8 protein-coding genes are annotated in these 8298 nt (G+C 70.0%); 3 read left to right on the top strand and 5 right to left on the bottom strand.

The genetic code is table 11. The features are described 5' to 3' along the window. Nucleotides 1–184 precede the first annotated feature (184 nt). From ACFU5K_RS30295 to ACFU5K_RS30285, 3 genes are all read left to right on the top strand, one after another. Nucleotides 185–1321 (top strand): hypothetical protein, encoded by a 1137-nt coding sequence (locus ACFU5K_RS30295; protein WP_384067441.1) that lies wholly within the window; start codon nt 185–187, stop codon nt 1319–1321. A 664-nt stretch (nt 1322–1985) separates the two neighbouring features. Continuing rightward, complete coding sequence (locus ACFU5K_RS30290; RefSeq protein ID WP_384067438.1) at nt 1986–2822, top strand: glycoside hydrolase domain-containing protein; 837 nt, start codon at nt 1986–1988, stop codon at nt 2820–2822. A gap of 49 nt (nt 2823–2871) precedes the next feature. After that, nucleotides 2872–3324 (top strand): hypothetical protein, encoded by a 453-nt coding sequence (locus tag ACFU5K_RS30285; RefSeq protein ID WP_384067435.1) that lies wholly within the window; start codon nt 2872–2874, stop codon nt 3322–3324. Nucleotides 3325–4297: 973 nt separating this feature from the next. On the opposite strand, the gene ACFU5K_RS30280 is transcribed toward ACFU5K_RS30285, so the two are convergent. The 5 genes from ACFU5K_RS30280 to uppS form a co-directional block, all read right to left on the bottom strand. Then, nucleotides 4298–4477 (bottom strand): FxLD family lanthipeptide, encoded by a 180-nt coding sequence (locus tag ACFU5K_RS30280; protein WP_384067450.1) that lies wholly within the window; start codon nt 4475–4477, stop codon nt 4298–4300. 68 nt (nt 4478–4545) lie between these two features. Further along, complete coding sequence (locus ACFU5K_RS30275) at nt 4546–4875, bottom strand: hypothetical protein (RefSeq protein ID WP_384067452.1); 330 nt, start codon at nt 4873–4875, stop codon at nt 4546–4548. Beyond that, nucleotides 4794–5243, bottom strand: a complete 450-nt coding sequence (locus tag ACFU5K_RS30270; RefSeq protein ID WP_384067447.1) for a hypothetical protein — start codon at nt 5241–5243, stop codon at nt 4794–4796. Before ACFU5K_RS30270 ends, ACFU5K_RS30275 begins: the two co-directional genes overlap by 82 nt. Nucleotides 5244–5552: 309 nt before the next feature. After that, nucleotides 5553–7022 (bottom strand): oxygenase MpaB family protein, encoded by a 1470-nt coding sequence (locus ACFU5K_RS30265; protein WP_384067432.1) that lies wholly within the window; start codon nt 7020–7022, stop codon nt 5553–5555. Further along, entirely contained in the window at nt 7019–7738 is a 720-nt protein-coding gene (uppS, locus tag ACFU5K_RS30260; protein WP_384067444.1) for a polyprenyl diphosphate synthase, read from the bottom strand. The genes ACFU5K_RS30265 and uppS overlap by 4 nt, the downstream gene beginning before the upstream one ends. Nucleotides 7739–8298: the final 560 nt, after the last annotated feature.

Here is an 8298-nt window from a genome sequence, read left to right as displayed (position 1 = left end):
TTGCGTCCGGGGTACCACCACCCGAGCTACCTCACACAGCGTGACCGGCGAGCCCGCCCGTCACCGCCGCACCCCCATCAAATTCGAAGACCCGGATCCCGAGGCCCGTTGCTCACCGCCCCTTTGATCACATCTGGCTGGGCGCCCGCCAACTCGGCGGCGAGCCCTCACACATGGACGGTTCATGAACCCCTTCATAGCGACGGCCGGCGCCGGCGTCCTCGTCTACGCCGCCGTCACGATTCCCCGCAACGCGATCAAGGCACGCGGCAAGCGGGCCGAGGCGAAGGCCAAGAAGCCTTTGGTCATCGATCCGGCGCAGTACGGGCTGGTGCCGGCGTCGCAGTTGGACACCGGGCGGGCGCAGCCGGATCCGGAGGCGGACGCGGTGGTGGCGGCGGCGCTGGCGGGGGACTGGCGGCGACCCGCCGCGTACCTGGCGGACGCGGGGCGGGACTGGGACCTGCGATGGTACCGGCTGGGGTGCATCGGGGAGGCCGCCGCGGATGACGACACATGGCTCCGCGCCTGGCATGCCGAGCGCCCGGGCGACCCGGACGCCGCGATCGTGTACGCCGACATGCTCGTCTCCCTGGCCGGCAGGGCGCGCGGCGCCAAGGGGGCCGAGTACACGACCGGCGAGCAGTTCCAGGGCTTCCACCAGTTCCTGGCGGAGGCGCTGCCGGCTTGCCGTGAGGCGGCGCGGCTGGCGGCGCCGGACGACCCGACCCCGTGGGTCTCCCAGATCACCATCGCGTTTGGCCAGGGCTGGTCGCACGAGGACTTCCGGTTGCTGTGGACGCAGATCGTCCTGCGCGACCCGCACCACTTCGGCGCGCATGTCGGTGCCCTGCAGTACTGGTGCGCGAAGTGGCGCGGCTCGAAGGAGCTGATGTTCGAGTTCGCGGAGCAGGCGGCCGTCTCCGCGCCCCGGGGCAGCCTGCTGCCCGTCTTGCGCTTGTACGCGATCTTCGAGCACGCCTATCGGGAGCCGGAGTCGAAGATCTACGCCGAGCCTTTTGTGGCCGCGGCCGTGGATGCCACCCTGGACGCTGTGGCCCAGGTCCCCGCCGGACACCACCGGCTGCCGACCGCACGCAACCTCCTCGCGGACGTCTTGTTCCAGATGAAGCGCCACACGGAGGCGGTGGAGCAGTTCCGGGCGATCGGCGGCTGCATCGGCAGCGTGCCGTGGACGTATTTCGGCGACCCCGTCAAGGAGTTCGTGCACGCCCGCACCAACAGCTTCGTCGCCTGGGAGCGAGCGGGCCGCCCCGCGCAGCCGCCGCGCATCGGAACGACGTCCGGGCCGTCCGTCTGACAGGCATCGGCAGTCTTTGCCGCTCCTTGGACGAGTCTTGTGACAGCCTCGGTATCCGCTTTCCCGATCTTGGAGAAGCGGACGGGTAGGGTGCCAGGGCCCTGCACGCAGAGGCCCACGCCCCCGCATCGTGGCGGATCACGCATCGCAGGGCCTGGCGGCCCGGCGATGCGCCGCCATCGGCTGCCGATCTCGTGACGGCGAACAGTCAGGTGCTGGGCGAGGTCGCGCAGGTGCGTGCTGGACAGGTCGGTCGCGGATAGGTACGCAAGCACACGAAGCTCTTGGTCGGCACGGTGATCTTGTTCGTGAACCCGTCTACCAGGAGCTTCGTCAGTTCGTACAGCCCGCCAACCGCCGCCCCACACGGTCAGGTTGGAAAAGGCTTCAGTGTCGAAGGGTCTCTGCCGCCGCCCGGCGGCGGGTGATGGCAAGAGAGAGGGAGAGGCGGCATGCCAGCTGCGAGATGAACCTGCGGTCCGTCTGTGAGCGCCCTTTGCGCGGCCTTGGTTAAAGCTTGCCGGGATCAAGGGGCCAGGTTGTCCGAACGCGGTGGAGCAGCCGGGTATCTTTCGATGCGCTCACGAGGTTCCGGCGCGGTACAACCGAAGCGACCTGGAACGTGCAGCAGCAAGCTCAGCAAATCAGGGGTGGGGAATTCAGCATGTCCAAGTCCAAGAGCCACAGGCTTTCCAAGCGCAACCGCTACCTGGCCTGGGGTGCCACGGGTGTTGTCGTGGCCGCTGGGGGAGCGTTCGCCGCGACCAGCGCCTCGGCCACCACGGCGTGGCCGGCGCAGAAGACGTTCACGGGCCGTGCCTTTGACGCCTGCACCGCGCCGTCCTCCGCTGCGATGAAGGCCTGGCACACCGGCTTCTACGGTGCCGCCGCTGTGTACATCGGGGGCAAGAACCGCGGCTGCTCCCAGCCCAACCTGACCGCGTCCTGGGTCAAGACCGTGAACTCCCAGGGATGGAAGCTCATCCCGCTCTATGTGGGTGCCCAGCCGCCGTGCCAGAGCGGCACCCGTAACGAGAAGATGACGACGACGAACGCCGCCACGCTCGGCGCCGCCGACGGCAAGGACGCCGTCGCCAAGGCTGCCGCCCTCGGTATGAAGGCGGGCAGCGCGCTGTACCTGGACATGGAGCCGTACGACATCAAGAACGCCTCCTGCAACAAGGCCGTGCTCTCCTACGTCCGCGCCTTCGACAAGGTCCTGCACGGCAAGACCTACCGCGCCGGCTACTACGGATTTTCCAGCTCCAGCGCCGCCGCGATCGCGACCGCCACGGACCGCACCAACCTGCCCGGCAACCTCTGGTATGCCAAGTGGGACAAGGCGAACACGACCACCTCCGATTGGCCGTGGTCCAAGTCGCTGTACACGAACCACAGCCGCGGCCACCAGTACATGGTCAACAGCAAGGAATCACGCGGCGGTTACAGCATCACGGTCGACCGTGACGCGTGGGACGGCCCCGTCGCGATCGTCGGCTGACCCACTCCCACGCAGCACAGTTCCCTCCGGCAGCACAGGCAGTGAACGCATGAGCAGCACGAAGACCCGGCAGGGGCAGGCCGCGGCGCGCGCCAAGGCCAGGCTCGGCGAGCCCTCCCCACACGATCCGCGCCGCCTGTTCGTCCGCGCCCTGCGCTCCCTGCGCCGCCGCCTCACCTACGCGGCCATCGCCTGTGCGGTGGCCGCTACGGTGGCCGGCGTCATCGCTATGACCGGAGGCAATGACCACCGGCCGCCGATCCCGGACACCCGCGCCCGGTCCTACACGGAAACCGACGCCTGCCTGCTCACTGGTGAGTCCGGCATCACTGCGGGCACCAGCGGCGCAGTGGTCAGGCAGGGCATGCGCGACGCCTCCGCCGAGACGCACGCCCGGGTCAGCTACACGCCGGTAACCGGGGAGCAGACGGTGGGCAGCGCGACGCCGTCCCTCAACGGGATGCTCCAGCGGTCCTGCGAAGTCGTCCCGGCCTCAGCTTGATCTTTATGGTCGACGGCCGTAGTGCTCTTCGAGTGATTCGGCGCGTTTGGTGGTCTTCCCCGGTGTGTGGCGGGGTGCTCTCGTACGGTTGCTCGATCCGCGGGGGCGTCCTGGGCCGGGGCGGGAGGGTTTTGGCGCCGCCGCGGGACGGGCTGCCTTCGCGCGGATGTTGCGAAACCCTCGCCGGACCCTGGCGGGCGTCAACTTGTGTGTGGGTAGCGGGCGTTCCCATGGTCGACGCAGGTCCTTCGCGGCTGGTCGGGCGAGCCACAGTTGGGTGTGTGCGGCGATGATCAGCATCTTCCACAGGTCCGCGCTGGTCGGGTCACGGAGCTTGGGCACGGTCCAGCCGAGTGTCTGCTTCATCAGGCGGAAGGTGTGTTCCAGGTCGAATCTGCGCGAGTAGGCCCGCCACAGTTGGTCGACGCGGGAGGGGTCGGCTCCGGTTCTGGAGGACCACAGCCACACCGGGTCGGGGTCCCGTCCGCCGGGCAGGTGCTCGACGTGCAGGCGGACCACGAGGCCTTGCAGGACGGGGAGTTCGACGTTCTGGTCGGTGATCCAGGCCGAGCGCCGGGTGCGCCGGGGGTGGAGCCGGTCCCATGCCTGGGCGGTCGCGGTGTCGTAGCGGGTGGTGTCGGTTCGGGTCTCGGTCTACGGGTCCCCCCAGGTGGTGGGCCTGGCTAGGGCGAACGGGGCGCCGTGCGCGCAGCATCGCAACGCCTTGCCACTGGTAGTCGGCGACTGCTCGGGAAGCCATGAGGCCCTTCCGTCGGGCGGCGCGGGGGAGGGAGAGGGGGAGAGGGGCCGGGGGGGCGGGGGGGCGGCCGGGCCCCGCCCCCCCGCGGCGGGAGGGGGCGGGGGGAGGCCGGGGGCCGCCCGCGGGGCGGGGGGGGGGGGGGTGTGGGGGTGGGGGGCGGGGGGCCGGGGCGATGCGCTTCGCCCGGCCCACCGGCGAGGAACGGGCCTGGGATCAGGCCGGGTCCTCGGTGAAGGAACCGCAGGCGGAGGCGCCGGTCGCGCAGGTGCTGCCACAGCCGTCGCCCGTGGAGCACATGAGCTTGCCGTACGCGTGCTCGGCGATGATGACCTTCACGTCCAGAGGCGCGAAGTCGTCGTCGTCCAGGCCCGCTAGCGGCGCGGGCGGGGCCAGAGTGGCGCCCGACGAATTGTGTGCCTTCCTCTTGTTCGGATGGTGCGGGGCTACCTGGCTCCCCGGGGTTATGCCGAGGGCCAGGAAAGCGAGATCCGGCTGTGCACCTTGTCGATGACCCGGATGACCGTGCTGGGGCCGCCGCGCCGGTTGGCCTCCCAGTCGCGCAGTACGTTGGCGATCTTGTCGGCGAGCTGCTGCGCGTTCGGGCCGAGGGCGTGCACGCCGTACTCGATGTGCGTGTTGTCCTCGGTGCGGCGGGTGACGAGATAGGCGAAGGTGTCGTCCTCGACGGCAGCGAGGGCGAACCGCTTGTTCACGGGGGCGACCAGCCCCGTGTCCAGGTCTTCGTCGACGGCCATCGTGCAGAAGCCCGGCAGGCTGATCGCCATCGCCATCTGGAGGGTGTCGATGAGTTCCTGGATACGAACCGTGACGCCGGTCCACAGTTCGTGGCGCGGTGTCGTGACGGCGTTGTCCAGCCGGTGCGGGTCGGCCGGCAGGCCGTCATCGAACTTGAGTCCGATCTCCGGGGTGCCTTGACGAGGAGGAGTTCTTCCCGGTGGGCAGTCGAGCCCTGCATCGGGACGAAGCCGCAGATCCGCGCCGACTCGCTCTCCAGGTACATGCCGTGCTCGCCCGCGACCTGGGTGAAGGCGACCGACCGGGTCAAGCCCCGCATCCGCAACGGCACCACGAGCCTGCCGCCCTGCCTGAGCTGCGCGGTCCACGCCGGGGAGATGTCCCAGGCCCCGGCGGTCACCATCACGACGTCTAACGTCACCGAGGTCCGGGATGGGCTCGGCCGCTGTAGGGACCGCGGTTCCGTGAGCACTGCGTCCTGCGGAAACGTCGGATTCCGCGTGTCGTGAGCACTGCTCGGGGTGTTGATCATGAGCAGGATGTCCCGTTGCGGAGCCCACGGCGGCAGGAACTGACCAAGCTCCCAGATTCGCGATGAGAAGAGCGTGTTGAGGAGGCCCTGCCGCTCGTGGAAGTTTCGCGGGCACCTGAGCCGCAAGTCCGGACGTGGGGGCAGGAGCGTGTAGCCGTGGCCGACACGTGCACGAGTTCGTTAGGCGTCGGCGAGAAGGGGGTCGTACGGAGTGCTCGTGCGGCGGCCCGACATGAAGGAGAGGAAGTCACCCACGAAGGTGCTCCGGCCGTAGGCGCCGTCGGTGGCGGTGATGTCGCGGTGGAAGGCGGTGCGGAAGAGGGTCCGGTACTCGTCGGCATCGATGCTCCCGCTTCCGTCCTTGTCGGTGGCGTCGAAGAGCACCTCCGCGACGCGGATGAGCGCGGGTCCGGCGAGGGAGGGGATGGCGGCGGCGTACTCGTCGGCGCTGACGCGGCCGTCGCCGTCCGTGTCGAGGGCAGCCTGGAGCTCGCGCCACCAGGCGGCGAAGGCGTCGTAGAGCCGGGTCTCCTCGGGCTCGTCCAGGTCGAGGCGGGTGGACAGTTCGCGGGCCATGGCGGCGAGGTCAGGCCAGTCGAGGTAGCCGTCGCCCGTCTGGTCCAGCACCTGGCGGAAGAACTCTCCCGCCGAGCGTCGGCCCTCTCCCGTGCCCGCGGAAGGCGCCGGGTCCGGGCCGGGGCCGGCGTCGCCGCCCAGTGGTGTGAGGAGACGGAGCAGGGCCGACGCCCGCTTCATGCGGGCGCGCAGAGCGGCCACGGTGCGGGCGCGGGGGTCGTCGCTGCCAGGCGAGAGGGAGAGGACTTCGATGATGCTTTCGGCGCTGATCCAGCCCTCGGGTAGGAAGCGGGCGAGTCCGGCGGTGAGGTAGGCGCCCTGCATGAGGGTCTGGGCACCGGGCATCTCCGGCAGCCCGGCCCTGCGCCGGTACGGCTCGGGGAGTGAGGCGACGGTGATCGCGCCGAGGAGCGGGCCGGCGACGACCCGGCCGGCCGCCCACAGCGTCGGCGCGCCGTCGAGCAGTGCCGGGGCGGGCAGGTGGTCGAAGAGCTGGTAGAGGATGACGCGGGCCGCTTCGGTGTTCTCGAGCTCGTTTTCGACGACCCGGTCGAAGTATCGCCAGAAGTCGTTCAGGTCCTCGGGGAGTTCTGCGGCGTCGCCGTCGAGCGCGGCGAGGAACGTGCGGTATTCGGCGTACATCCGCTCCATCGTGTCCTGGTCGAGCGGCTGGCCGCTCAGCCGGCACATGGTGACGGCGCTCTCGAAGAGGGTGGCGACCACCCAGGCCCGGGTCGCGCGGTCCATCGCGTCGTAGGCGCGGCCGCGGGAGTCGGAGCCGCTCATGCGGGCGTGCAGCCGGTTGAGCCGGGCGGCTTCCCGTTCGCGCTCCGCCAAGTCGGTGCCGAACATGCGCCGCATGCTGAGGAAAGTGTTGCGCAGCCGGCGCCAGGGGTGGGCGACGAAGGTGGAGTTGTCGACGAGGGCAGCGCCGATCTGCGGGTGAGCGGCCTCCAACACGGTGGCGCGGATCATGGCCAGCGCCCAGCGCGGGTCGTCGAAGAAGGCGCTGAACTGCGATTCCGGGCCGAACAAGGGTGCCTCGTCGGCCGTGTCCGTGGCTTCGGCGGTCATGATGGGTCTCCGTTCGTCCGGGGCGGCACGCCGCCGAAGCGGCGGTCGCGGCGCCGGTAGGTATGTAGGCACGCGAGGAACTCGGGGGCTCGGAAGTCCGGCCAGAGCACCTCGGGGAAGATCCACTCGGCGTAGGCAACCTGCCAGAGCATGAAGTTGGAGATGCGCTGTTCGCCGGAGGTGCGGATGACGAGGTCCACGTTGGGGGTGTCGGGAAACGGCAGGTGGTCCGCGAAGAGCCGCTCGGTCACCTCATCAGCGGGCGTCTTGCTGCGGATGAGCGATCTTGCGGCCTCCACGATGTCCCGGCGCCCGCCGTGGTCGAAGGCCACGGTCAGCGTCATCCCGCGGTTGTCGGCGGTCAGCGCAGCCAGATCGTCGAAATCTCGGGCCAGTTCACGGGGGATACGCGGGTCGGCGACCCCGAGGAAGCGACAGCGGATGCCACGGGCCAGCAGCAACGGCGCATGCTTCCGCACGACCCGGCGGACCAAGCGCATCAGATAGTCGACCTCTGTGCCCGGGCGGTTCCAGTTCTCGGTGGAGAAGGCGTACAGGCTGAGCCACTCGACACCGGCGGCCCGGGCCGCCTCGATGATGTCGATGACGGTCGTCTCCGCAGCCCGGTGGCCCGCTGTCCGGGGAAGCGAACGCCGCTGCGCCCATCGGCCGTTGCCGTCCATCACGCAGGCTACGTGTCGCGGCACCGCACGCACCGGCCTGTCGTCCTGCCGCAGCTCGTCGCCGTACTGTTGCCCGCCCGGCCGGTCCTTCGTGGCCGGGCGGGCGTGCGGGACACTGTGGTCCGTCACGCCCAGCCCCGTCTCACCCGGAACGGCGCGGTCGACTCTACCGCGCTCGATCACGCCCACCCCGTCTCGCCCATACCCACGCCCCACCGGCGCGCTCCCTCCTAGAGTCTGACGGCGCGAAAGAATCCTGACCGGCCAATCGGGTGACTGTCACCCTTGGCCTATATGTCCGATTCTCCCGTACCGGCATCGGTAGCTTCTCCGCTGACCGCGAACCACCCGTCTCGTTCTCGACGGCAGCAAGGGGGGGTAGAAGCGTTCGGGGGTTTCCTTGCGGCGCTGGTCGACCGTGCGGACGAGGATCGGCAGTACCGGCAGGCGCTCGCGGGTGCGGGCGTCCATTCTCGCCTTGCGCCGCCGTTGTACTTTGCCAGCGCCTTGGCCTCGGCGACCTGCACTGGAGTGAAACGGGCCGGGCGCCCGGAGCGCTTGCGGTCGACCAGGGCCGGCGGCCCGCCGTCGGC

It is taken from the genome of Streptomyces sp. NPDC057428 (assembly GCF_042803195.1).
Taxonomy (GTDB): Bacteria; Actinomycetota; Actinomycetes; order Streptomycetales; family Streptomycetaceae; genus Streptomyces.
This window is presented reverse-complemented; position numbering and strand designations above follow the sequence as displayed.